Genomic DNA, 23,919 nt, shown 5'->3' on the forward strand with positions numbered 1-23,919 from the left:
TATTGGTCATTGGTGAGAGGCCTCCTGAGGTTGAGTGCATTGGTTTTTCCCAAGGCTAGGTGCGGTGCCTCCAAATGTCCTTACTGGCCTTTTGGCGAAGTCGTTGCAAAGCATGTCGCCGGCTGGTTATAGTCAGCCTCAGGTGTTTCACAGCACCTTTTTATCCCTTCAAAAAAGATCAGCACATGCCAGCTTCCTTGCGCATAGCGGTAGTCGATTCAGCGGTCAGCGCTGTGGTCGTGCCGTGCGGGAATCAACAGCCTGTGCAGATCAGTCATTACCCCCCACCTGTCAGTAGCACGCCGGTATACGCAGTCGTATCACCGCCGGGCGTTGGCATTTCGGGCTGATCAGCTGATTGCTGTTGCCCCGTGCCCGCCTGAAGAAAACCTACTGAATTTCAGCCTCGGCTGAGTTGGCTTTTTGCCTGATGACAGGTGGTATCCATGTCTGTTCTTTCGAAACAATCCGTGGCCGCGGCGGCCTCGACGAGTCTGTTTGTCTTGCTGTGGAGCAGCGGGGCGATTTTCTCCAAATTGGGCCTGGCCCATGCGTCGCCCTTTGCCTTTCTGCTGATCCGTTTTGCCATTGCCCTGCTGGGGTTGGTGATCCTGGTGCCGATCCTCAAGCTCAAGTTGCCGCGCCCCGGTCAACCGATGCGGTATGCGGTGGCCACCGGTCTGGTGTTGTTGGGGGCGTATCAGATTTTCTATCTGCTGGCCCTGGACCTCAAAGTCACTCCGGGCGTCATGGCGACCATCATGGGTGTGCAACCGATCCTGACCGTGGTGCTGATGGAGCGTCAGCGCTCCTGGCGTCGGATGTTTGGTCTGGCGTTGGGGTTGGCGGGGTTGATCATGGTGGTTTACCAGGGCATCGGTTTGTCCGGGATGTCCCTGGCGGGGATGCTCTTCGGCTTGCTGGCCCTGGCAAGCATGACCTTCGGCGCCATCATGCAGAAGCGCATCACTGATAACCCGCTGGGCACGCTGCCCGTGCAGTACCTGGCAGGCCTGTTGTTGTGTGCGGTGTTCGTGCCGTTCCAGCCGTTTCACTTTGAGCACAATACGGGCTTTTACCTGCCAGTGCTGTGGATGGGCTTGGTGGTGTCGCTGCTGGCAACGTTGCTGCTGTATCGGCTGATCGCGCGGGGCAACTTGGTGAATGTCACCAGTCTGTTTTACCTGGTGCCCGCCGTGACGGCGGTGATGGATTACCTGATCTTTGGCAACAAACTGGCGATGTTGAGCCTGGTGGGAATGGGGTTGATCATCATCGGATTGGCTTTTGTGTTCCGTAAAAGCTGATCAATAAACACCCTGTAGGGGCGAAAAAGCTTCTACAGGGTTTTAGCCAATTTCCCCGGCCTGAGCACTAACCATAACGCCCCAGCAATCAACACCCCACCATACAGATGGGCCATCGACAGCGGCTCATCCAGCAGCAGTGCGCCCCACAACACGCCGAACGGCGGAATCATAAAGGTGACGGTCATCGACTTCACCGGCCCAATAGATGTCAGCAAGCGGAAGTACAGGATGTAGGCAAACGCCGTGCATACCAGCCCCAAGCCCAACAATGACAGCCAAACATGCCAACCGCCCCAACTGGCCGGTGGATGGCTGATCGCGCTCCAGCCGAACCAGGGCAATAGAAACAACGTTGCGCCGAGCATGCTGCCAAGGGCTGACAAGCGACTATCAAGGCCACCTTGTTGATCGAGCCAGCGCCTGGCCAGGAACCCGGCGAAACCGTAGCACGTCGTTGCCAGCAAGCAGGCGAGGGCGCCCATCAGCAGTTCTATGTCGAACGCCACCGGGCCGGCTCGGGTCAGGATGCCGACACCGAACAGCCCCAGGCAGACGCCGGTGATCTTGGAGGGGGTCAGACGCTCACTGAAGAACAGGCCGCCAATCAACACCCCCATCAGCGGCGTGGTGGCATTGAAAATCGCCGAATAACCGGCGGGTAGCACTTGGGCAGCCACCGAATACATGGTGGCGGGAATCCCCGAGTTGATGACTCCCAGTAGCAGGACAGTCTTGAACTTGCCTTGAAAATCCCAGCGTACGCGCATCATCGCCAGGATCACCAACAGGCCGGTGGCGGCAATCGACACGCGAAAGAACGCCGTAGGAATCGTGCCTATTTCAGGCGCGATGATCCGCATGAACAGAAAGCTCGCGCCCCAGATAGCGGCCAGCACCAGCAGGTGCAGGGTGTCGACAGGTCTCACGGAAAACTCCTACTTGATGGGGGTGGAAGTGTTGCCCAGCGGCCTGCCTGACACAATTACTAATCCACTATTTACAGAACAAATCGGGTCACAGCGCCTGCTGACGGCTGGCCGGAAAAATGACCCTTCTCCTGTTCCCCGACACTGGCTAAGCTCAGGTCTTCCAAATGCCGTAGAGGTTTCCCTTATGTCGCAGCAAACGCCCGCCCTCGACATTGCGCAAATGATCCTCGACGGCTTCGACGATTACCGCGAGCATTTTCGCCAGATCACTGACGGCGCCCGGGAACGTTTCGAAAAAGCCCAGTGGCAATTGGGGCAGGCAGCGTCGGCAGCCCGTATCAACCTCTACGAAGAAAAAGTCAGCGAGGTGATCGCGCGGCTGAGGGCCAGCTTCGACGACGCATCGTTGCTCGACATTGCCGCCTGGCCGCTGGTGAAAAGCGCCTACATCAACCTGATCGACCTGCGCTTCGACGATGAGTTGTCCGAGACCTGGTACAACTCGACCTTTTGCGGGCTGTTCAGCCATGACCTGATCAGCGACGGCTGCATGTTCATCCACACCACCCGCCCAAGCCTGCGCCGGGCCCGGGCCGCGCAAACCCGCACCTACAAGCCGCAAGGCAAGCTGTCAGGCATGCTTGAGCAAATCTTTGCCGACTACAGCTTCAGCGAACCCTACGCCGATTTGCCGGCGGACCTGCGCCGACTGGAAGCGCAGTTGCGGGAGAACCTGCCGGATTGGGTGTGCAAGGATCCGGACCTCAACGTCGAGCTGTTTTCCTCGGTGCTGTACCGCAACAAAGGCGCGTACCTGATAGGGCGTATCTACACCCGCGACGAGCAGTGGCCATTGGTAATTCCGCTGTTACACCGGGAGGGGCGCGGCATCCAGATTGACGCGCTGATTACCGATGAGGCGGATGTGTCGATCATCTTCTCCTTTACCCGTTCCTACTTCATGGTGGATGTACCGGTGCCGGCGGAATTCATCGGCTTCCTCAAGCGCATCCTGCCGGGAAAACACATCGCCGAGCTCTATACCTCCATCGGCTTCTACAAGCACGGCAAGTCCGAGTTCTACCGGGCGCTGATCAACCACCTGGCCACCACCGACGACCAATTCATCATGGCGCCGGGAGTGCGTGGCATGGTCATGAGCGTGTTTACCCTGCCGGGCTTCAACACGGTGTTCAAGATCATCAAGGACCGCTTTTCTCCGTCGAAAAACGTTAACCGCGCCACGGTGATCGAGAAGTATCGATTGGTGAAAAGCGTCGATCGCGTCGGACGCATGGCCGACACTCAGGAGTTCGCCGACTTCCGTTTCCCCTTGAGTAAATTCGAGCCCGAATGCCTTGCTGAATTGCTTGAAGTGGCGGCCGGCACGGTCGAAGTCGAAGGCGATACCGTGTTGATCCGTCACTGCTGGACAGAGCGGCGAATGACCCCGCTCAACCTCTACCTGGAAAACGCCAACGAGGCCCAGGTACGCGAAGCGCTGGAAGACTACGGTTTGGCGATCAAGCAGCTGGCGGCGGCCAATATTTTCCCCGGTGACATGCTGCTGAAGAACTTCGGCGTCACCCGCCACGGGCGTGTCGTGTTCTATGACTATGACGAAATCTGCTACCTGACCGAAGCCAACTTCCGCCACATCCCGGCACCGCGTACGCCGGAAGATGAAATGGCCTCGGAGCCCTGGTATTCCATCGGGCCGCTGGACGTATTCCCCGAAGAGTTTCCTCCGTTTCTGTTTGCCGACGCTGGCCAGCGCAAACTGTTCGATCAGTTGCACGGCGAGTTATACAACGCCGACTACTGGAAAGGTCTGCAGGAAGCGATTCGCGCCGGCAAGGTAATCGATGTGTTTCCGTATCGGCGCCACGGGCTGCCGGATGAATAACGCCTGGGTGCATTGGCTTGAACTGGCGTAGGTGTCTATCGAGCACCCGTTGGCGGAGACGGTACGGGATGTTCGATAGACCTGAGACTTGCTTGATACTGATGTGATCATCTACCGGAGAAGGTGACCATCAAGCTCCTGGCCCGCAAGCTATGGCGGCTTGGGAGCTCAGGGGCTTCCTTTTACTGACTTGACCAATTTTCTTTGCGGATGCCTTGGAGCCAGGGTTGATTCTTGCCCAAGCCTGTCAGGGTGTCCGTCACATTGGAGGCGCGGTTCTTATCTGTTTCATTGGTGCTATTGAGTTGGATGTCCCTGACTTTTTTGTACAGTGAGCCCATTTCTTTGTTCAGCTCTTTCTCATCTCTTTTATTTTCCCTGTGGTTGCTGATCTTTGTGAACGGATTCTTAGAGTCAGTATTGTTCGCCAGTTTGTCGATTCTCTGTTGTATCAGGCTAACGGGGCGTTGATAGTCTTCGGATGTAAGGCTGCGGATCGGAAAGTCTTTCGGGAGTCTTTCAAGGGTGTCTTTCGTGTTCTTCGCCTGATTGAGCTTTTCCTGTGTGGATTTGCTCAAGCTGGATAGCGGTGTCTGATTCACCAGTGGGGTGGACGAGCTCTGAGCCCACGAGCCGTGAGGTGCTTGACTTTCAGGTGCGATACTTTGGTATTTGTTAGCGTAGCTGGAAGTATTGTTGTAGGTATTAGGATACGAGTTACCATCGATCGGCATAAAGTACTCCTTGGCGATTACACTAAAGGTTGCGTTATAGCGATTACATTGGAACCGATCCCTCTTTTCATAAGTTGTCAGCCTTTTATGATGGTGTTTGATACCTTTCCTTATCAGCTGTGGGAGCGTTCTCCTATTCGGTAGGACATTTTCCAGGGAGAGCGGGGGTGTCGTAAGCGGTCGCCTCGTCCGCAGGTACGGAATCTGCGACAATCCTTCGTTACGAGAATGTCACCGCAGGCTTACCTGCCTCACTAAAAAGACCTTTGCCCACCCGATGACTGACCAAGCACCCGCTATCGACCAACTGCTGAAAAACCTCGATCACGCCATGCTCACCGACCGCCACCGGTTGCGTCGGCAGCTGCTTGAGCTGCGCAAGAAGCCCGATGAGGAGAAACTTGCGCAGTGGGTGACGAAGATGCAGGCCTCCTGTGCTCAGGTGACGGCGCGGCGGGCCAGCCTGCCTGTGATTCGTTATGACGACAGCCTACCGATTGCCGCCAAGCGTGACGAAATCAAGGAAGCGTTGCTAAAGCATCAGGTGCTGATCATTGCCGGTGAAACCGGCTCGGGCAAAACCACCCAGTTGCCAAAAATCTGCCTGGAGATCGGTCGTGGCCAATATGGCTTGATCGGCCACACCCAGCCACGGCGGATTGCTGCGCGCAGTGTGGCGAGTCGGGTCGCCGAGGAATTGGCTACCCCGCTTGGGTCGTTAGTGGGCTATCAGGTGCGGTTTGAGGACCAGAGCGACTCCAGCACCCTAATCAAGCTGATGACCGACGGCATCCTGCTGGCGGAAACCCAGAACGACCGTTACTTGGAACGCTACGACACGATCATCGTCGACGAAGCCCACGAGCGCAGCCTGAACATCGACTTTCTGCTGGGTTACCTGAAAACCCTTCTGCCGCGTCGTCCGGACCTGAAAGTCATCATCACTTCGGCCACCATCGACCTTGAACGCTTTTCCAAGCATTTCGACGACGCGCCGATTGTCGAGGTGTCCGGTCGTACGTTCCCGGTGGAAACCTGGTACCGCCCGCTGACTCTGGAGCAGGACGAGGAGGGCAATCGCGTCGAGGACGACTTGACCGTGGATCAGGCGATCCTGGCCACCCTCGATGAAATCGCCGCATTTGAACGCAGCGAGCACAAGAGCCCCGGTGATGTGCTGGTGTTCCTGCCGGGCGAGCGAGAGATCCGTGACGCTGCCGATATGCTGCGCAAGGCCCAGCTCAAGCACACGGAAATTCTGCCGTTGTACGCACGGCTGTCACCGGCCGAACAGCAGCGGATCTTCCAGTCCCATCCAGGTCGACGCGTGGTGTTGGCGACCAACGTCGCTGAAACCTCGCTGACCGTGCCGGGTATTCGCTATGTGATTGACAGTGGCACCGCCCGCATCAGTCGCTACAGCTATCGCGCCAAAGTCCAGCGCCTGCCGATCGAGGCGATTTCCCAGGCCAGTGCCAACCAGCGCAAAGGCCGTTGCGGGCGGGTCGAGCCGGGCATCTGCGTGCGCCTGTTTAGCGAGGAAGACTTTGTTGGACGGCCGGAGTTTACAGATCCGGAAATCCTGCGCACCAACCTGGCAGCAGTGATCCTGCAGATGCTGCACCTGCGCTTGGGTGAAATCACCGACTTCCCGTTTATCGAACCACCGGATGGCAAGGCCATCAGCGACGGTTTCAACCTGCTGCAAGAGTTGTCGGCGGTGGACCGCAATAGCCAGTTGACCCCGATGGGCCGGCAGTTGGCGCGTTTGCCGGTGGACCCGCGCATGGGCCGCATGTTGCTGGAAGCGGCCAAGCTAGGCAGTTTGCAGGAAGTGTTGATCGTCGCCAGTGCCATGTCGATCCAGGACCCGCGCGAGCGTCCGCCGGAGCGTCAGCAGGCCGCCGACCAGGCCCACGCACAATGGAAAGATCCCGATTCGGACTTCGCCGGGCTGGTCAATCTGTGGCGTGGATTTGAAGAGCAGCGCCAGGAACTGACCGCCAGCCCGCTGCGCAACTGGTGCCGCAAGAACTTCCTCAACTACCTGCGTTTGCGTGAGTGGCGTGACTCCCATCGTCAGTTGAGCCTGATCTGCCGTGATATGCAGCTGACGCTGAATAAAGAACCGGCAGACTTCCCGAAACTGCACAAGGCCGTGCTCTCGGGCTTGCTGAGCCAGGTCGGCCAGAAGACCGAAGACGGCGACTACCTCGGTGCCCGCCAGCGACGTTTCTGGATTCATCCTTCGTCGGGCATCGGCAAGAAGCGTCCGCAATGGTTGATGACCGCCGAACTGGTGGAAACCACCAAGCTCTATGCGCGGATGGTGGCCAAGATCGATGCCGACTGGATCGAGCCGCTGGCCGGGCACCTGATCAAGAAAAATCACTTCGAGCCCCATTGGGAGAAGAAGCGCGGACAAGTCGTGGCGTTTGAGCAGATCACCCTGTTCGGGTTGATCGTGGTCGGTCGCCGGCCAGTGCATTACGGGCCGATTGATCCGGTGACCTCCCGTGAGCTGTTCATCCGCGAAGGGCTGGTGAGGGGCGAGATTCAGTCTCGGGCCAAGTGCCTGGCGGCCAATCAGCAACTGCTGGAACAACTCGACGAACTGGAAGCCAAGGCCCGCCGTCGCGACATCCTGGCGGACGAGGAAACTCTGTTTGCCTTCTACGACGCGCGCTTGCCGGCGGAGATCCACCAGACCGCCACCTTCGACAGCTGGTACAAGGTCAACAGCCAGAAGGACCCGCAACTGCTGATCATGCGCGAGGAAGACGTGCTGGCCCGCGAAGCCAGTGAAGTCACCGCTGCACATTACCCGGACACCTTGCACCTGGGCGACCTGGCCTTGGCCTTGAGTTATCACTTCGAGCCCAACCATCCCCGCGATGGTGTGACCTTGCGCGTGCCGGCGCCGTTGTTGCCGGCACTGCCTGCCGAGCGTCTGGAATGGCTGGTGCCGGGTGTAATTGAGGCCAAGTGCATCGCCCTGGTGCGCAACTTGCCCAAGGCCCTGCGCAAGAACTTCGTGCCGGTGCCGGATTTCGTCAAGGCAGCCCTGCAACGTATCGAGTTTGCCCAGGGCTCGCTGCCTCAGGCCTTGGGGCGCGAGTTGTTGCGCATGACGGGCGCGCGGGTCAGCGACGAAGCCTGGGCTGAATCTGCTCAGCAGGTGGAAAACCACCTGAAGATGAACCTGGAAGTGGTCGACGGTCAGGGCAAGTTCCTTGGTGAGGGACGCGACTTGGCCGAACTGACGGCGCGCTTCGCTGAAGCCAGCCAGGCGGCCTTGGCCGTGCCACAAACGGCGAAAAGCCAACAGCCGGTGGAGGCCAAGGTGTTCGCGGCAGTGGCCGAGAAGACCCAGCAGAAGATCGCCGGGCTGTCGATGACGGTCTATCCGGCGTTGGTGGAGGAGAACGGCACGGTCAAGGAAGGACGTTTCTCCACCGCCGCCGAAGCCGAGTTCCAGCACCGTCGGGCCTTGCAGCGGCTGTTGATGCAGCAATTAGCGGAGCCGGCAAAATTCCTGCGGGGTAAATTGCCTGGTTTGACCGAACTGGGGCTGATGTACCGTGAACTGGGGCGCATCGATGCCTTGGTGGAGGACATTCTGCTGGCCAGCCTCGACAGCTGCGTGTTGGAAGGGGAAGCCAGTCTGCCTCGTGATGGTGCCGGCCTGGCTGCCTTGGCCGAGCGTAAGCGCGGCAGTTGGACCGAACATGCCGAACGCCTGGCACGCTTGACCCTAGAAGTGTTGAAACTGTGGCACGGCCTGCAAAAACGCTTCAAAGGCAAGATTGACCTGGCCCAGGCTGTGGCTCTCAATGACATCAAGCAGCAACTGAGCAACCTGGTGTACCCGGGCTTCGTGCGGGAAACCCCAGCCCAGTGGTTCAAGGAATTGCCACGCTTTCTCAAGGCCATCGAGTTGCGCCTGGAAAAATTGCCGAGCCAGGTGCAGAAGGATCGGGTTTGGAGTGCCGAGCTGAGCGGGTTGTGGAGTCAGTATCAGGCGCGCCTGAACAAACACGCCCAGGAAGGCAAGCACGACCCCCAGCTAGCGTTATACCGCTGGTGGCTGGAAGAGTACCGGGTATCGTTGTTTGCCCAGCAGTTGGGGACCAAAGTGCCGATTTCCGACAAGCGCTTGAGCAAACAATGGAGCCAGGTGGAAGCCTGACCGCACTCCGGAGGCTGGCACGCTTTGCAAGTGGCGCCAAACCCCCGGCTTTATGGCAAACTTCGCTGTTATAAATGCCGGGATCGTCGAGAAGGGCTGGTGCAGCTGCGACGCGATGGAATAAAGCGTTTCCAGTTTGATGTCCGCTGGGCGGAATTGAACTACTTACGGTGTGGTACGACGGTACCAATACCATCTGCCTGAACAGATTTAGAGGAACGACCGTGCATAACGTCGTCATCAGCGGCACAGGCCTGTACACCCCGGCCGACAGCATCTCCAACGAAGAGCTGGTGCAGTCTTTCAATGCTTACGTACAACAGTTCAACCTGGATAACGCAGCGGCCATTGAACGTGGTGAGGTGCAGGCACTGACCGAATCCAGCGCCGCCTTTATCGAAAAGGCTTCGGGCATCAAGAGCCGCTTTGTCATGGACAAGGCCGGTATTCTCGACCCCCAGCGCATGGCGCCACGCCTGCCCGAGCGTTCCAACGACGAGTGGTCGGTGCTCTGCCAGATGGCTGTCGGCGCTGCCGAACAAGCCTTGCAGCGCGCCGGCAAGACCGCTGCCGACATCGACGGTGTGATCGTCGCCTGCTCCAACCTGCAACGGGCTTACCCGGCCATCGCGATTGAAGTCCAGGAAGCCTTGGGCATCCAGGGTTTTGGCTTCGACATGAACGTGGCTTGTTCTTCCGCGACATTCGGCATCCAGAACGCGTGCAACAGTATCCAGCTGGGCCAGGCGCGGGCGATCCTGGTGGTCAACCCGGAAGTCTGTACTGGCCACTTGAACTTCCGCGACCGTGACAGCCACTTCATCTTCGGTGATGCAGCGACGGCGGTGATCCTTGAGCGGGCCGACCTGGCCACTTCCAAGTACCAGTTTGACGTGGTCAGCACCAAGCTGCTGACCAAGTTCTCCAATAACATCCGCAACAACTTCGGTTTCCTCAACCGCGCCGCGGAAGAGGGCATCGGCGCACCGGACAAGCTGTTCGTGCAGGAAGGCCGCAAAGTCTTCCGTGATGTCTGCCCGATGGTCGCCGAGTTGATCGGCAAGCACCTGGCGGAAAACCAGTTGAATGTAGATGACGTGAAGCGCTTCTGGCTGCACCAGGCCAACCTGAGTATGAACCACCTGATCGTCAAGAAACTGCTGGGCCGCGAGGCTACGGTGGAAGAAGCCCCGGTGATCCTCGATACTTACGCCAATACCAGTTCGGCGGGTTCCGTGATTGCGTTTCACACCTACCAGGATGACTTACCCAAGGGCGCTGTGGCGGTACTCAGCTCCTTTGGCGCGGGCTATTCGATTGGTAGCGTGATTCTGCGCAAGCGCTGATTAACAAAGGGACTCGGTCAGTATGGGAGCTGGCTTGTGTGGGAGCGGGCTTGCTCGCTCCCACACAAGCCTGGTTCCCACACTGACTGTGTTCTTATCTTGAAATGTGTTTGTACCGAGGTCTGAATGGCAGCAGCGGACGACTCGCACCTGCTCGAACGATTGCTCAAGGGCGAGCAGCGTGCCTACAAAGAATTGGTCACCACCTATCAAAGCGCCATGCGCGCTGTCGCCTACGCCATTGTTGGCCAGCGTCATGCTGATGAAGTGGTGCAGGACGCCTGGCTCTCGGTGGTGCGCAACCTGGGCAAATTCGAGGGGCGTTCCAGCCTCAAGACCTGGCTACTGACTATTACCGCTAACGCTGCCAAAGGCCGCTACAAACAAAATCGCCGGGAAGTCCTGCTGGATGACCTGCCGTCTCCCCACGGTACCATCGGTGATGATCGCTTCGTGCCGGAGGATGGTCACTGGTTGATCGCACCGTTTGCTTGGCACCAGGACACGCCTGAAGCGTTGCTCACCGAGAATGAGCTGCGCGAATGTCTGGAGCACACGCTGTTGAGCCTTTCCGAATTGCAAAGCAGCGTGTTGCTGTTGCGCGAGCGCCAGGGGCTGGAGTTGGAGGAAATTTGTAATCTTCTGGAGATCTCACTCTCCAATGTGCGTGTGCTGTTGCATCGGGCACGGCTTAAAGTCTTCGCCACCGTGGAGCATTTTGAGGAAACCGGCGAATGTTGACCTGTAAAGAACAAGTGGCACGTTCCAGCGACTATCTCGACGGGCAACTGACCTTTCGCGAACGCTTGCTGGTGCGTCATCACTTGATGTTCTGCCCCAATTGCCGGCGTTTCATCCGTCAGATGCGCCTGATGCAAGCCACCTTGCGGGTCATGCCCGAGCCACCTGTGACGGATGTCGACCAGTTGGCTGAACGCTTGGCCGCCGAGCGCTCTCGCGACCCGCAGTAACCTGACAGTTTTCACAGCAACACCCAAACCCGCGTCGGCCTCAGACGCGGGTTTTTTTTCGTTCGAAAAATCACCTTATTAAAAAGATTTCATTTTTGTCATTGTTTTTACATTTTGTTTCATTTGGCGTTTTCGGTACTTTTTTGCCGCAAGACGCTTGCCAGGCATGGCTTTGAGCTTATTTCCATTGGCTATAAAAAAGTTCCCATGTAACAAAATCTTTATGTTGCAGCAACCCGGCTGAAATATCCCCTCCCCAAGATCCCCACCCAACACAAGCGGCTCTAGTCCGCGTGTTTTGCCGATGCACAAGACCATCAATTAGGGGAATTCTTCGATGATCCGTAAGCACTTCGCCGGTTTCGTGGCCAGCGCTCTGGCCCTGGCGGTTACCGCCCAGGCTTCCGCTGGTACTGTCACTACTGACGGCGCCGATATCGTGGTCAAAACCAAGGGCGGCCTTGAGGTTGCGACTACCGACCAGAACTTCAGCTTCAAGTTGGGTGGTCGTCTGCAAGCCGATTACGGTACGTTTGATGGCTTTTACACCAAGAATGGTAACTCGGCGGATGCCACTTACTTCCGTCGCGCCTACCTGGAACTGGGCGGCACCCTGTACAAGGATTTCAAGTACCAGGTCAATTACGACTTCTCCCATAACTCGGGCAACTCCGACGACGGCTACTTCGACGAAGCGTCCATGTCTTATGTGGGCTTCAAACCGGTCACGATTCGTGTGGGTCGCTTCGACGCAGATTTCGGCCTGGAAAAAGCCACCAGTTCCAAGTGGGTCACTGGCATTGAGCGCAACTCGGCTTACGAATTGGCTGACTGGGTCAACTCCCACGAAAACGGCATGGGCATTCAAGTCAGCTCGGTAGTGGGCGATATGGCTTACCTGTCCGCCAGCGTTGCGTCCAAGGACATCAACGACAAGGACGGCAAGGGCGTGAAGCAATTCAACGGCCGTGCTGTGTTTGCGCCGATGCATGAAACCGGCAACGTCTTGCACGTGGGCCTGGATGTCGCGGTACGTGATTTGAAAGACACCGCATTCGACTCCCGTATCCGTCCTCGCCTCGGCGCACGTGGTGTATCCACCTCCGGTGGCAACGACGCTGGCACCAACGGTAACCGCGCCACCTTTGGCGGCGGTGTGGGGCTGGATGCCAGCAACCTGACCAGCACCGACGCCTACGACACCGACACTGTATTCGGCGGCGAATTCGCCTTCGCTACCGGCCCCTTGTCCCTGCAGGCTGAATACCTGAACCGCAAGATGAAGGCTGACAGCAGCGCCTATCAGGACGTGAAAGCCACCGGCTTCTACGGCCAGGTGGCTTACACCCTGACCGGCGAGGCCCGTGTCTACAAACTTGACGGCGCCAAGTTCGACACTATCAAACCCGAGAACAAACAGTACGGCGCGTGGGAAGTGTTCTACCGCTACGACAACATCAGCGTTGACGACAAGAACATCGTTCGTAACAGCGCCACCCGCGAAACCGGCGACGCCAAGGCCAACCTGAACACCATCGGGGTCAACTGGTACGCCAACGAGTCCGTCAAAGTATCGGCCAACTACGTCAAAGTCAGCACCGACAAGATCAAGAACGCCAATGGCGATGACAGTGGTGACAACTTTGTCGCCCGAGTGCAGTACGTGTTTTAAGCAACCTGCAACACTGTTTCAAAGCGCTCTTCCTTCATCCGTTAAAGCGCTCCTCGTTTTTTGCCCCGCCGTTTGGCGGGGTAATGAGATGGTCACCCCCAACACCCTGTGAGGGCTACGCTTTCACGGGGTGTTTTGTTTTCGGAGGCCATCATCATGAGCGAGTCAGCACTGATCGGTATCGATCTCGGCAAACATACTTTCCACCTGCACGGCCAGGATAAGTCGGGCTGTGAGGTGTTTCGCAAAAAATGCTCACGGACGCAAATGATGCAGTTTTTCGGCAACTCGCCGAGCTGTATCGTGGTGATGGAGGCCTGTGCGGGGTCGCACTATGTTGCTCGTCAGTTGGCGGCAATGGGGCACACGGCCAAGCTGATTTCTCCGCAGTTCGTTAAGCCCTTCGTCAAGGGCAATAAAAACGACTTTGTCGACGCTGAGGCAATCTGCGAAGCCGCTTCGCGCCCATCTATGCGCTTCGTCACGCCTAAAACCGAATCCCAGCAAACCCTGTCCGTGCTACACCGGATGCGCGAATCGCTGGTGCATGACCGCACCAAAACGGCTAATCAGATGCACGGTTTCCTGCTGGAGTTTGGGATCAGTCTGCCCAAAGGGTTGGCCATCATGAAGCGTCTGGCGAGCGCCTTGGCCGAGCATGAATTACCCGTTCGTCTGACGATATTGTTGCAACGCCTGCACGACCACTTTGCCTACCTGGATGAGCAAATCAAGGTCTTGGACAAAGAGCTGGCGGGCCAACTGGCCGACGATGATCTGGGCAGTCGTTTGCTGAGTCTTCCATGTGTCGGCCCGATCACCGCCAGCCTGCTGGCTGTAGAAATGGGCGACGGCAAGCAGTACCGATGCAGTCGGGACTTTGCCGCCTCAGTGGGCTTGGTGCCCAGACAGTACAGCACCGGTGGCAAGGCCAACTTGCTGGGAATCAGCAAGCGTGGTGACAAGCACCTGCGACAACTGTTGGTGCAGTGTTCCAGGGTCTATATGCAAAATCTGGAGCACCAAAAAGGCGCCTTGGCCGATTGGGTGCGCTCATTGCTAAGTCGACGACATTCGAATGTCGTGGCCTGTGCCCTGGCTAACAAACTGGCGCGTATCGCTTGGGCGATAGCCGCTCACCATACGCAATATGAAGCAGGGCCAGACGCCTTGAACGCCTGACCCCGCGGTTGTTGCAGTACCACGATTCACCTTCAGGTTTTGCGATAGCTGAACAACAGATGATGTGAACGGCACACCGGCCTGGCGAAGATCCTGACATAAAAATCGGCTTCAGAAGCCGACGGGTTTTTAAGGATCGTCAGGCGCGACTCTCATCGTGGCGCTGGGGCATGCCCCAAACAGACGCCGGATAGATTTAAGCAAGCCAACCACACCACCCGTTAATCAGTATTGCAAAAATGGGGGTGACCATAGATTTTTTATGGGTCAAGCCTTACTCGGCAGCAGGCGCTTCTGGCTTGCGACGCTTGAGCGGGGCCATGCCGTCCTTGCTGACCAACGACAGGTTGTCGGTCTTCGGTCGGTTGGCGATCTTGCGCTTGGTTGGCGACTTGGCGCCGGTTTTCTTCTTGTCGCCCTTGGCGTCGACCTTTTTCTTCTTCACGCCAACAGCCTTGCCCGACGCCTTGACCTTTTTCGGTCCGCCGTAGGTGCCTTTGACTTCCTTGATCGTGCGGCGCTCGAAAGACTGCTTCAGGTAGCGCTCGATGCTCGACATCAAGTTCCAGTCACCGTGGCAGATCAGCGAGATGGCCAAGCCATCATTGCCAGCACGGCCGGTACGACCGATACGGTGCACGTATTCGTCGCCGCTGCGGGGCATGTCGAAGTTGATCACCATATCCAGGCCATCCACGTCCAGGCCGCGGGCGGCCACGTCGGTGGCAACCAGGATCTTCACGCCGCCTTGCTTGAGGCGGTCGATGGCCAGCTTACGGTCCTTCTGGTCTTTCTCACCGTGCAAGACAAACGCCTTGTACTCCTGAGCCACCAGGCGGCCGTAGATACGGTCGGCCATGGCCCGGGTGTTGGTGAAGACGATGGCCTTCTGATAGGTCTCGTTGGCCAACAACCAATTGAGGATCTGTTCTTTATGCACATTGTGGTCAGCGGTGATGATTTGCTGACGGGTAGTGGAGTTCAGGTCGCTGACGCTGTTGACCTGCAGATGCTCAGGGTTGTTCAGGACCTTGGCGACCATGTCGCGCAAGGTCGAGCCACCGGTGGTGGCCGAGAACAGCATGGTCTGCTGGCGATTGGTGCACTCTTGCACCAGGCGTTGCACGTCATCGGCAAAGCCCATGTCGAGCATGCGGTCGGCTTCGTCGAGGACCAGGACTTCAACTTCCTTGAGGTCCAGGTTGCCGGCGTTCAGTTGTTCAATCATCCGACCTGGCGTGCCGATCAGAATGTCCGGCACCTTGCGCAACATGGCGGCCTGGACCTTGAAGTCTTCACCGCCGGTGATCAGGCCGGACTTGATGAACGTGAACTGGGAGAAGCGTTCAACTTCCTTCAAGGTCTGCTGGGCCAGCTCGCGGGTCGGCAGCAGGATCAGGGTCTTGATGCTGACACGGACTTTTGCCGGGCCGATCAGGCGGTTGAGGATCGGCAGGACGAAAGCGGCAGTCTTACCGCTACCGGTTTGTGCCGTCACCCGCAGGTCACGCCCTTCGAGCGCGAGCGGGATGGCCGCTGCTTGCACAGGCGTTGGCTCGACAAATTTAAGCTCGGCCACGGCTTTGAGCAGGCGTTCGTGCAGGGCGAATTGGGAAAACACGGGTGCTACCTCGAAGAAATACAAAAAAACAGCTGCATAGGGTAACGGTTTCGGGCGCTCAGGCCGAGTTTCTTTACGCGAACAACGCTAATCAGGCGCTTTTTTGTCAGGGGATTTGTCCGCAACACTAACTTTGAAGCACTTCAATGCTCTAATCGCCCCGTCAGTCCTACAGAAGAATCGCTTTAACCCATGGATATCAAACAGCTCTGGCTCAACGTCCAAGACCTCTGGGGCGCCCTCGACCAACACCCACTGCTGCATTCAAGCCTGGCGCTGGTGGTGTTGCTGGTGGTGGCCCTGCTGCTCGGACGGGTGGCACGTTACCTCATCCTCCACGCCGTCAAACTGCTGGGTCGGCAACCGGCCCTGCACTGGCTCAATGACCTGCGGCACAACAAGGTCTTCCATCGCCTGGCGCAGATGACCCCGTCCCTGGTGATTCAGTTCGGCCTGTACCTGGTGCCGGAGCTGAGCAAAACCAGCACCGTGTTCATCGGCAACGTCGCCCTGGCATTCACCATTCTGTTCCAGGTCCTGGCCCTGAGCGCCCTGCTCAATGCCCTGCTGGACATCTACGCCCGCACCGAACACGCCCGCACCCGCTCCATCAAGGGCTATGTGCAACTGGCGAAGATGGTGCTGTTCGTGTTTGGCGCCATCATCATCGTCGCCACCTTGATCGACCGCTCGCCGCTGTTACTGCTCTCAGGCCTGGGCGCCATGTCGGCCGTGATTCTATTGGTCTACAAGGACACCCTGCTGTCATTCGTCGCCAGTGTGCAACTGACCAGCAACGATATGTTGCGGGTCGGCGACTGGATCGAAATGCCTCAGGTCGGTGCCGACGGCGATGTGGTGGACATCACCCTGCACACGGTCAAGGTGCAGAACTTCGACAAGACCATCGTCTCCATCCCCACCTGGCGGCTGATGTCCGAGTCGTTCAAGAACTGGCGCGGCATGCAGGCTTCTGGCGGGCGGCGGATCAAGCGCAGCCTGTTTATCGACGCCAGTGGTGTGCGTTTCCTGCGGGACGATGAAGAAGTACGCATGACTCAGGTGCACCTGCTGACCGACTACATCGGCCGCAAGCAGGCGGAATTGAAAGCCTGGAATGAAGCCCAGGGCCACAGCGCGCAACTGACCACCAACCGTCGACGGATGACCAACCTGGGGACCTTTCGAGCTTATGCCCTGGCCTACTTAAAGAGCCATCCGGACATCCAGCCAAACATGACCTGCATGGTCCGCCAGATGCAGACCACCGCCCAAGGCGTACCCCTGGAAATCTACTGCTTCACCCGCACCACGGCGTGGGCCGACTACGAGCGGATCCAGGGCGATATCTTCGATTATTTGCTGGCGGTGCTGCCGGAGTTTGGCCTGAGCCTGTACCAACAACCCAGCGGCAATGACTTGCGGGCCAGCCTGTTTCCGGTGAAGCAGAACGCCAGGGCCATGGAAGCCCTGGAAAACTGATATCGACGACTGCGAGGGGTGCTACGAGCGCTGGAACTGCGGATCACCCGTCAGTTGGAACAGCAATTGAGCCCCCTCACTTTAGAACACCCGTAAGACTGATCACGCCGCCGGCTTTACGCCAGGTCCGGACTTTATCCCCAACCGGCTGATCCACACCGCCCCCAGAATCACCATCCCTCCAAGGAACAACCGTCCCAACGGCTCATGCTGATTCCAGATCAATAAGTTGATCAGCAAGCCCACCGGCACATGCAGATTGTTCATCACCGCCAAGGTGCCGCCGCTGACCAGGCAAGCGCCTTTATTCCACCAGTACATCCCCAACGCAGTACTGACCAGGCCGAGGAACACCAGCACACCCCATTGCAACGGCGCCTCCGGCAAGAAGTTGGCCTTGCCGAACAGCAGGAACGCCGGTAATGCCACCGCCAACGCCCCCACGTAAAAGTAGCCAAACCGCCGATAGTGCGGCAGATCGCTGGGATGACGCACCACTAGATGCTTATAGAGCACCTGCCCGGCGGCATAGGTGAAGTTGGCCAGTTGCAGCAGCAGGAAGCCCATGAAGAAGTTCGGCGTGATCTGGTCAAAGCGAATCACCGCCGCGCCCGCCACAGCCACCAGTGCCGCAATCAGTGCCCAAGGGTTGAAACGCCGGTTCAAGGCGTCTTCGATCAGGGTCACATGCAACGGTGTCAGGATGGTGAAAAGCAACACTTCCGGCACCGTCAACACGCGAAAGCTCAAGTACAGGCAGACGTACGTCACGCCAAACTGCAGAGCGCCGATCAGCAACATGCCACGCATGAACGCGGGCTCCACGGAGCGCCAGCGGGTCAACGGAATAAACACCAGGCCTGCCAGCAGTACGCGCACCAATACCGCGAAGTAACTGTCGACGTGCCCCGCCAGATATTCGCCGATCAAGCTGAAGGAAAATGCCTGGATCAGGGTGACAATCAGTAGGTAGCCCATGTTCGCCTCATATCGAATGGGCGGGACCTTAGCGGTTTTCGAACACTTGCGAAACTCAAGGCAAAAAAAACCCGATCTCGCTAAAGCGTCAATCGGGCAGGAGCACTCAGGAGCAACAAGTGCAAAGGGAGGTTCGATACGCGTACTTGAAGGGTTGCGTGGCCTTATATAAACAGCGGGCGATTATCTGGAGATTAACAATCAGGCCACCTGGGCCAGCAGTGCCTTGGCCTGGTTCAGGCCCTTTTCCTGGAAGTCGCCGCCCATGTTCACCCCTTCGGCGTGAATGAAGGTGACATCGTGGATGCCGACAAAGCCCATGACCTGGCGCAGGTAAGGTTCCTGATGGTCACTGGCGCCACCGGCATGAATGCCACCACGCGCGGTCAGGACAAAGGCGCGCTTGCCATTGAGCAAACCCTGGGGACCGGTAGCGGTGTACTTGAAGGTCACACCGGCCCGCAGCACATGGTCGAGCCAAGCCTTGAGCGTGCTGGGAATGGCAAAGTTGTACATCGGAGCGGCCATCACCAGAACGTCGGCTGCCAGCAACTCATCGGTCAATTCATTGGAACGGTCCAGGGAGGCCTGTTCAATATCGTTGCGTTGTTCGACCGGCTTCATCCAGCCACCCAGCAGGTTCGCGTCCAAGTGCGGCACTGGGTTGATGGCCAGGTCACGCACGGTGATCTGATCGGCCGGATGGGCGACCTGCCACTGGCTGATGAACTGTTGGGTCAGTTGGCGGGAGATTGAATCCTGCTGGCGGGCGCTGCTTTCGATGATCAGAACACGGGACATGGCTATGTAGGCTCCATCGGTAAATGCTGTAAGTTGATGGAGTGAAGGTTAAACAGAGCTCATTCGATAAAAAAGCGTAAAAAACTGCTATAACCCATCTATAAATTTGTTTATAAGCGGAGTATTGCTGTAGGCGTGCTCCGCTTATGCGTTATTTCGGTGCGCAGGTCAGGGCGATGCGCATCCGGATAATGTCGCGGGTGAACTTGGCCGTGGTGTTGGTGCTCTTCCCCGCGGGGACCGTGACTTGGCGAGTGCGAGGGGATTCCGGGCCGTTGGTGAAGACTACCTTGCACACCGCGTCGTTGGTGCCGTAGTTATTGAGTTGGATCGAACTGATATCGCCGTCAACGTCAGATGCTTTGTAGTCGACACTGACGCCCTCGATCTTTTTCGTCACGTCAATGGGATAGGCAAACGCACTTAACGGCAGCAGCGTCAGCAGCACACAACAGAATTTTCTCATTCGGCAGTCTCCAGTAAGGACTGCCAGCTTAGGACAAGAGGAGCTCATCTTGAAAGCGCCCCGCGTTACCCTTGATCAATGGCGCACGCTGCAAGCCGTGGTCGACCATGGAGGCTTTGCCCAGGCGGCCGAAGCGCTGCACCGTTCGCAATCCTCGGTGAGCTACACCGTGGCCCGTATGCAGGACCAACTGGGCGTGCCATTGCTGCGCATCGACGGGCGCAAGGCCGTACTGACCGAAGCCGGCGAAGTGCTGCTGCGTCGCTCCCGACAACTGGTGAAAAACGCCAGCCAGCTGGAAGACCTGGCTCATCACATGGAACAGGGCTGGGAAGCCGAAGTGCGCCTGGTGGTCGACGCTGCCTACCCCAACGCCCGGCTGGTGCGCGCCCTGACCGCCTTTATGCCGCAAAGCCGCGGCTGCCGCGTACGCCTGCGCGAAGAAGTGCTGTCCGGCGTCGAGGAGCTGCTGATCGACGGCATGGCTGACCTGGCCATCAGCGGCTTCATCATCCCTGGCTACCTGGGCACTGAAATGAGCGACGTGGAATTTATCGCCGTGGCCCATCCAGAACATTCGTTGCACCGATTGAACCGTGAATTGAGCTTCCACGACCTGGAGAGCCAGATGCAGGTGGTGATCCGCGACTCGGGGCGCCAGCAGCCGCGAGACGTCGGCTGGCTTGGCGCCGAGCAACGCTGGACGGTCGGAAGCCTGCCCACCGCCGCCACCTTCGTCAGCAGCGGCCTGGGCTTTGCCTGGCTGCCCCGGCACATGATCGAACGCGAACTCAAGGAAGGCTTGCTCAAGCAGCTACCCTTGGAGAAAGGTGCCAGCCGCAACCCGACATTTTACCTGTACTCGAACAAGGACAAACCCTTGGGCCCGGCCACGCAGATTCTCGTCGAGCTGCTGCGTACCTTTGACACCGCACCGCTGGACGCAGCTTTTGCCGCACCGCAGCAAGCCTGAACAGGAGTTCATCAATGGCCTATTTCGAACATGAAGGTTGCACCCTGCATTACGAGGAATACGGCCACGGCCACGGCACACCGCTGATCCTGATCCACGGCTTGGGCTCCAGTTGTCTGGATTGGGAGTTGCAGGTGCCGGTGCTGGCACAACATTACCGGTTGGTCGTCGTGGACATACGCGGTCATGGCCGCTCCGACAAACCCCGGGAGCGCTACAGCATCCCAGGGTTTACCGCCGACCTGGTGGCGCTGATCGAGCATTTGCATCTGACACCTGCCCACGTGGTGGGCCTGTCCATGGGCGGCATGATCGCCTTTCAACTGGCCGTGGATGAACCCCAGTTGGTCAAGAGCCTGTGCATCGTCAACAGCGCGCCTCAGGTCAAGGTCCGCACCGCCAGCGATTATTGGCAGTGGGTCAAGCGCTGGAGTCTGGCGCGAATACTGAGCTTGAATACCATCGGCAAGGCCTTGGGCACGATGCTGTTCCCCAAGCCTGAGCAGGCCGAATTGCGGCGCAAGATGACCGAACGCTGGGCAAAAAACGACAAACGTGCTTATCTCGCCAGCTTCGATGCGATTGTCGGTTGGGGCGTACAGGAACGACTTTCCAGGATCACCTGTCCAACTCTGGTCATCAGCGCCGACCACGACTACACCCCGGTGGCGCAGAAAGAAATCTATGTAAAACTGCTGCCTGATGCGCGGCTGGTGGTGATCAACGATTCCCGCCATGCCACGCCCTTGGACCAACCCGACGTCTTCAATACCACCTTGCTCGATTTTCTGAATACAGTCGAAACCACTACCCAGGATCACTGACCCATGCTGAAAAAAATCGCATTCTTTGCAGGCTCCGTTCTGTTTGCTGCCAACCTGATGGCCGCTGAACCTGCCAAGGCGCCCCACGTACTGATCACCACCACCAATGGCGATATCGAAATCGAACTGGATCCGGTCAAGGCGCCGATCAGCACCAAGAACTTCCTGGCCTATGTCGATAAGGGCTTCTACACCAATACCATTTTCCACCGTGTGATCCCGGGTTTTATGGTTCAGGGCGGTGGGTTCACTGCACAGATGTCGCAAAAACCGACCGAAGAGCCGATCAAGAACGAAGCCAGCAACGGCCTGCATAACGTGCGTGGCACCTTGTCCATGGCCCGTACCAACGACCCGAACTCGGCCACCAGCCAATTCTTCATCAACGTTGCAGACAATGCGTTCCTTGATCCAGGCCGCGATGCTGGCTACGCAGTCTTCGCCAAAGTCGTCAAAGGCATGGACGTGGTCGACGTCATCGTCAACTCGCAAACCACCACCAAACAGGGCATGCAAAACGTGCCAATCGATCCTGTCCTGATCAAGTCGGCCAAGCGCATCGACTGAGGTCTACAGGGAGTTTCGCGCGGCGCCCACAAGGCCCCGCGCGTATTTGAACAGGAGAGCCCGCCCGGCGGGCGTCAGACCTAATGCTCTATCGTCGTTTTGAACAACTGATCGATATTTTCCGCGACGCCCCCACCGCGTCTCCTCCCGATAAAGTCCTGCCGTTCTATCTCTATTACCTGCGTCAGGTGTGGCCATGCTTTGCCGCGCTGCTGGTGGTGGGCCTGATCGGCGCACTGATCGAAGTGGCGCTGTTCAGCTACCTGAGTCGCATCATTGACTTGGCCCAGGGCACGCCGCCGCCCGACTTCTTCCAGATTCACGCCACCGAGCTGATCTGGATGGCCGTGGTCGCCTTGCTGTTGCGCCCGATCTTCGGCGCCCTGCATGACTTGCTGGTGCACCAGACCATCAGCCCCAGCATGACCAGCCTGATCCGCTGGCAGAACCACAGCTATGTACTCAAACAGAGCCTGAATTTCTTCCAGAACGATTTTGCCGGGCGTATTGCCCAGCGCATCATGCAAACCGGCAACTCCCTGCGGGACTCCGCAGTCGCTGCGGTGGATGCCATCTGGCACGTGGCGATCTACGCCATCAGCGCCCTCGTGCTGTTCGCCGAGGCTGACTGGCGCCTGATGATCCCGCTGGTCGCCTGGATCGTCTGCTACAGCCTGGCTTTGCGTTACTTCGTCCCTCGGGTCAAGGAACGCTCGGTGATCTCCTCCGAAGCGCGCTCAAAATTGATGGGCCGGATCGTTGATGGCTACACCAACATCACCACCTTGAAGCTGTTCGCTCACACCCACTTCGAGCAGAACTACGCCAAGGAAGCCATCGTCGAGCAGACCGAGAAAACCCAACTGGCCAGCCGTGTCGTCACCAGCATGGACGTGGTGATCACCACCATGAACGGCCTGCTGATCGTCACCACCACGGGCCTGGCCCTGTGGCTGTGGACCCAATCGATGATCTCCGTCGGCGCCATCGCCCTGGCGACTGGCCTGGTGATTCGGATCGTCAACATGTCCGGCTGGATCATGTGGGTGGTCAACGGCATTTTCGAGAACATCGGCATGGTCCAGGACGGCCTGAAAACCATCGCCCAACCGGTCGCCGTCACCGACGTGGCAAATGCCCAGCCCCTGAGCGTGCCACACGGCGAAGTGCGTTTTGAGCAGGTGGATTTTCACTACGGCAAGAAAAGCGGAATCATCGGCGGCCTGAACCTGGAGATCAGAGCCGGGGAAAAAATCGGCCTGATCGGCCCGTCCGGTGCGGGCAAGTCCACGTTGGTGAACTTGCTGCTGCGCCTGTATGACCTGCAAGGCGGGCGCATCCTGATCGACGGCCAGAACATCGCCGAGGTCGCCCAGGAAAGCTTGCGCGAACAGATTGGCATGATCACCCAGGACACCTCGCTGCTGCACCGCTCGATCCGCGACAACCTGTTGTACGGCAAGCCCGACGCCACCGACGAAGAGCTCTGGGCCGCCGTGCACAAGGCTCGCGCTGATGAGTTCATCCCGCTGCTGTCGGACTCCGAAGGCCGCACCGGCCTGGATGCCCATGTCGGCGAACGTGGTGTGAAACTCTCCGGCGGCCAGCGCCAGCGGATTGCGATTGCCCGGGTCCTGCTCAAGGATGCGCCGATCCTGATCATGGACGAAGCCACCTCAGCCCTCGACTCGGAGGTTGAAGCGGCGATCCAGGAAAGCCTGGAAACCCTGATGCAAGGCAAGACCGTAATCGCCATCGCCCACCGGCTCTCGACCATTGCCCGGATGGACCGGTTGGTAGTGCTGGAAAAGGGGCAGATCGCCGAAAGCGGCAGCCATGCCGAGCTGCTGGCTCATCGCGGGCTGTATGCGCGGTTGTGGCAGCACCAGACGGGAGGTTTTGTAGGAATCGACTGACGCCAACTGTCTCAAAATCCGAACAATTCTGACAGTTTTTCTCTATCAAACT

The 23,919-nt window shown here is 58.2% G+C and carries 19 protein-coding genes; 13 read left to right on the plus strand and 6 right to left on the minus strand.

All coding sequences use genetic code 11. The annotated features are described in order from the left end of the window. Positions 1–446 precede the first annotated feature (446 nt). A complete protein-coding gene (locus tag HKK55_RS03660; RefSeq protein WP_169353410.1) occupies positions 447–1,307 on the plus strand; it encodes a DMT family transporter in 861 nt (286 codons plus the stop codon). A 32-nt stretch (positions 1,308–1,339) separates the two neighbouring features. On the opposite strand, the gene HKK55_RS03665 is transcribed toward HKK55_RS03660, so the two are convergent. Continuing rightward, on the minus strand, positions 1,340–2,236 hold the full coding sequence (locus HKK55_RS03665; RefSeq protein WP_169353411.1) for a DMT family transporter: 897 nt from the start codon (positions 2,234–2,236) through the stop codon (positions 1,340–1,342). A gap of 187 nt (positions 2,237–2,423) precedes the next feature. On the opposite strand from HKK55_RS03665, the gene aceK reads away from it, so the two are divergent. Further along, the gene (aceK, locus tag HKK55_RS03670; protein ID WP_169353412.1) at positions 2,424–4,145 is read left to right on the plus strand and encodes a bifunctional isocitrate dehydrogenase kinase/phosphatase; all 1,722 of its coding nucleotides are present in this window, start codon (positions 2,424–2,426) and stop codon (positions 4,143–4,145) included. A gap of 182 nt (positions 4,146–4,327) precedes the next feature. On the opposite strand, the gene HKK55_RS03675 is transcribed toward aceK, so the two are convergent. Beyond that, positions 4,328–4,879, minus strand: coding sequence for a hypothetical protein (locus tag HKK55_RS03675; protein WP_169353413.1), 552 nt, complete (start codon positions 4,877–4,879; stop codon positions 4,328–4,330). Between the two features lie 277 nt (positions 4,880–5,156). On the opposite strand from HKK55_RS03675, the gene hrpA reads away from it, so the two are divergent. The 6 genes from hrpA (at position 5,157) to HKK55_RS03705 (ending at position 14,239) form a co-directional block, all read left to right on the plus strand. Further along, complete coding sequence (gene hrpA, locus HKK55_RS03680) at positions 5,157–9,068, plus strand: ATP-dependent RNA helicase HrpA (protein ID WP_169353414.1); 3,912 nt, start codon at positions 5,157–5,159, stop codon at positions 9,066–9,068. Positions 9,069–9,292: 224 nt separating this feature from the next. Further along, entirely contained in the window at positions 9,293–10,414 is a 1,122-nt protein-coding gene (locus HKK55_RS03685) for a beta-ketoacyl-ACP synthase III (protein ID WP_169353415.1), read from the plus strand. Positions 10,415–10,540: 126 nt separating this feature from the next. Next, positions 10,541–11,155, plus strand: coding sequence for an RNA polymerase sigma factor (locus HKK55_RS03690; protein ID WP_169353416.1), 615 nt, complete (start codon positions 10,541–10,543; stop codon positions 11,153–11,155). Next, entirely contained in the window at positions 11,149–11,385 is a 237-nt protein-coding gene (locus HKK55_RS03695) for an anti-sigma factor (protein WP_169353417.1), read from the plus strand. The genes HKK55_RS03690 and HKK55_RS03695 overlap by 7 nt, the downstream gene beginning before the upstream one ends. Positions 11,386–11,722: 337 nt before the next feature. Continuing rightward, entirely contained in the window at positions 11,723–13,057 is a 1,335-nt protein-coding gene (locus tag HKK55_RS03700; protein WP_169353418.1) for an OprO/OprP family phosphate-selective porin, read from the plus strand. Between the two features lie 156 nt (positions 13,058–13,213). Next, the gene (locus tag HKK55_RS03705) at positions 13,214–14,239 is read left to right on the plus strand and encodes an IS110 family transposase (protein ID WP_169353046.1); all 1,026 of its coding nucleotides are present in this window, start codon (positions 13,214–13,216) and stop codon (positions 14,237–14,239) included. A 274-nt stretch (positions 14,240–14,513) separates the two neighbouring features. Here HKK55_RS03705 and HKK55_RS03710 read toward each other — a convergent pair whose 3' ends face one another. Then, positions 14,514–15,860, minus strand: a complete 1,347-nt coding sequence (locus tag HKK55_RS03710) for a DEAD/DEAH box helicase (RefSeq protein ID WP_169353419.1) — start codon at positions 15,858–15,860, stop codon at positions 14,514–14,516. A 192-nt stretch (positions 15,861–16,052) separates the two neighbouring features. Here HKK55_RS03710 and HKK55_RS03715 point away from each other — a divergent pair, with 192 nt between their 5' ends. Then, positions 16,053–17,342 carry a mechanosensitive ion channel family protein gene (locus tag HKK55_RS03715; protein WP_169353420.1) on the plus strand — a complete coding sequence of 430 codons (1,290 nt, stop codon included), beginning with the start codon at positions 16,053–16,055 and terminating at the stop codon, positions 17,340–17,342. Between the two features lie 102 nt (positions 17,343–17,444). Here the strand turns inward: HKK55_RS03715 and HKK55_RS03720 are convergent, their stop codons facing one another. The 3 genes from HKK55_RS03720 to HKK55_RS03730 form a co-directional block, all read right to left on the minus strand. Beyond that, positions 17,445–18,320 carry a carboxylate/amino acid/amine transporter gene (locus tag HKK55_RS03720; protein ID WP_169353421.1) on the minus strand — a complete coding sequence of 292 codons (876 nt, stop codon included), beginning with the start codon at positions 18,318–18,320 and terminating at the stop codon, positions 17,445–17,447. Positions 18,321–18,521: 201 nt separating this feature from the next. Next, positions 18,522–19,121, minus strand: coding sequence for an FMN-dependent NADH-azoreductase (locus HKK55_RS03725; protein ID WP_169353422.1), 600 nt, complete (start codon positions 19,119–19,121; stop codon positions 18,522–18,524). A gap of 151 nt (positions 19,122–19,272) precedes the next feature. Next, positions 19,273–19,587, minus strand: a complete 315-nt coding sequence (locus HKK55_RS03730; protein WP_169353423.1) for a 3-phosphoglycerate kinase — start codon at positions 19,585–19,587, stop codon at positions 19,273–19,275. Between the two features lie 49 nt (positions 19,588–19,636). Here HKK55_RS03730 and HKK55_RS03735 point away from each other — a divergent pair, with 49 nt between their 5' ends. The 4 genes from HKK55_RS03735 (at position 19,637) to HKK55_RS03750 (ending at position 23,867) form a co-directional block, all read left to right on the plus strand. Further along, positions 19,637–20,560, plus strand: coding sequence for a LysR family transcriptional regulator (locus HKK55_RS03735; protein ID WP_169353424.1), 924 nt, complete (start codon positions 19,637–19,639; stop codon positions 20,558–20,560). 14 nt (positions 20,561–20,574) lie between these two features. Beyond that, positions 20,575–21,384, plus strand: a complete 810-nt coding sequence (locus HKK55_RS03740; RefSeq protein WP_169353425.1) for an alpha/beta fold hydrolase — start codon at positions 20,575–20,577, stop codon at positions 21,382–21,384. A gap of 3 nt (positions 21,385–21,387) precedes the next feature. Next, a complete protein-coding gene (locus HKK55_RS03745) occupies positions 21,388–21,951 on the plus strand; it encodes a peptidylprolyl isomerase (protein WP_169353426.1) in 564 nt (187 codons plus the stop codon). An 83-nt stretch (positions 21,952–22,034) separates the two neighbouring features. Further along, positions 22,035–23,867, plus strand: coding sequence for an ABC transporter ATP-binding protein (locus HKK55_RS03750; RefSeq protein WP_169353427.1), 1,833 nt, complete (start codon positions 22,035–22,037; stop codon positions 23,865–23,867). The last annotated feature ends 52 nt before the right edge of the window (positions 23,868–23,919 follow it).

Source organism: Pseudomonas sp. ADAK18 (assembly GCF_012935695.1).
Lineage (GTDB): Bacteria > Pseudomonadota > Gammaproteobacteria > Pseudomonadales > Pseudomonadaceae > Aquipseudomonas.

What these genes read in the sequence shown, in the direction of transcription:
- HKK55_RS03660 (WP_169353410.1), top strand. Translation starts at nt 447, where the DNA reads ATGTCTGTTCTTTCGAAACAATCCGTGGCCGCGGCGGCCTCGACGAGT.
- aceK (WP_169353412.1), top strand. Translation starts at nt 2,424, where the DNA reads ATGTCGCAGCAAACGCCCGCCCTCGACATTGCGCAAATGATCCTCGAC.
- HKK55_RS03675 (WP_169353413.1), bottom strand. Translation starts at nt 4,879, where the DNA reads ATGCCGATCGATGGTAACTCGTATCCTAATACCTACAACAATACTTCC.
- hrpA (WP_169353414.1), top strand. Translation starts at nt 5,157, where the DNA reads ATGACTGACCAAGCACCCGCTATCGACCAACTGCTGAAAAACCTCGAT.
- HKK55_RS03690 (WP_169353416.1), top strand. Translation starts at nt 10,541, where the DNA reads ATGGCAGCAGCGGACGACTCGCACCTGCTCGAACGATTGCTCAAGGGC.
- HKK55_RS03695 (WP_169353417.1), top strand. Translation starts at nt 11,149, where the DNA reads ATGTTGACCTGTAAAGAACAAGTGGCACGTTCCAGCGACTATCTCGAC.
- HKK55_RS03700 (WP_169353418.1), top strand. Translation starts at nt 11,723, where the DNA reads ATGATCCGTAAGCACTTCGCCGGTTTCGTGGCCAGCGCTCTGGCCCTG.
- HKK55_RS03705 (WP_169353046.1), top strand. Translation starts at nt 13,214, where the DNA reads ATGAGCGAGTCAGCACTGATCGGTATCGATCTCGGCAAACATACTTTC.
- HKK55_RS03715 (WP_169353420.1), top strand. Translation starts at nt 16,053, where the DNA reads ATGGATATCAAACAGCTCTGGCTCAACGTCCAAGACCTCTGGGGCGCC.
- HKK55_RS03720 (WP_169353421.1), bottom strand. Translation starts at nt 18,320, where the DNA reads ATGGGCTACCTACTGATTGTCACCCTGATCCAGGCATTTTCCTTCAGC.
- HKK55_RS03725 (WP_169353422.1), bottom strand. Translation starts at nt 19,121, where the DNA reads ATGTCCCGTGTTCTGATCATCGAAAGCAGCGCCCGCCAGCAGGATTCA.
- HKK55_RS03730 (WP_169353423.1), bottom strand. Translation starts at nt 19,587, where the DNA reads ATGAGAAAATTCTGTTGTGTGCTGCTGACGCTGCTGCCGTTAAGTGCG.
- HKK55_RS03740 (WP_169353425.1), top strand. Translation starts at nt 20,575, where the DNA reads ATGGCCTATTTCGAACATGAAGGTTGCACCCTGCATTACGAGGAATAC.
- HKK55_RS03745 (WP_169353426.1), top strand. Translation starts at nt 21,388, where the DNA reads ATGCTGAAAAAAATCGCATTCTTTGCAGGCTCCGTTCTGTTTGCTGCC.
- HKK55_RS03750 (WP_169353427.1), top strand. Translation starts at nt 22,035, where the DNA reads ATGCTCTATCGTCGTTTTGAACAACTGATCGATATTTTCCGCGACGCC.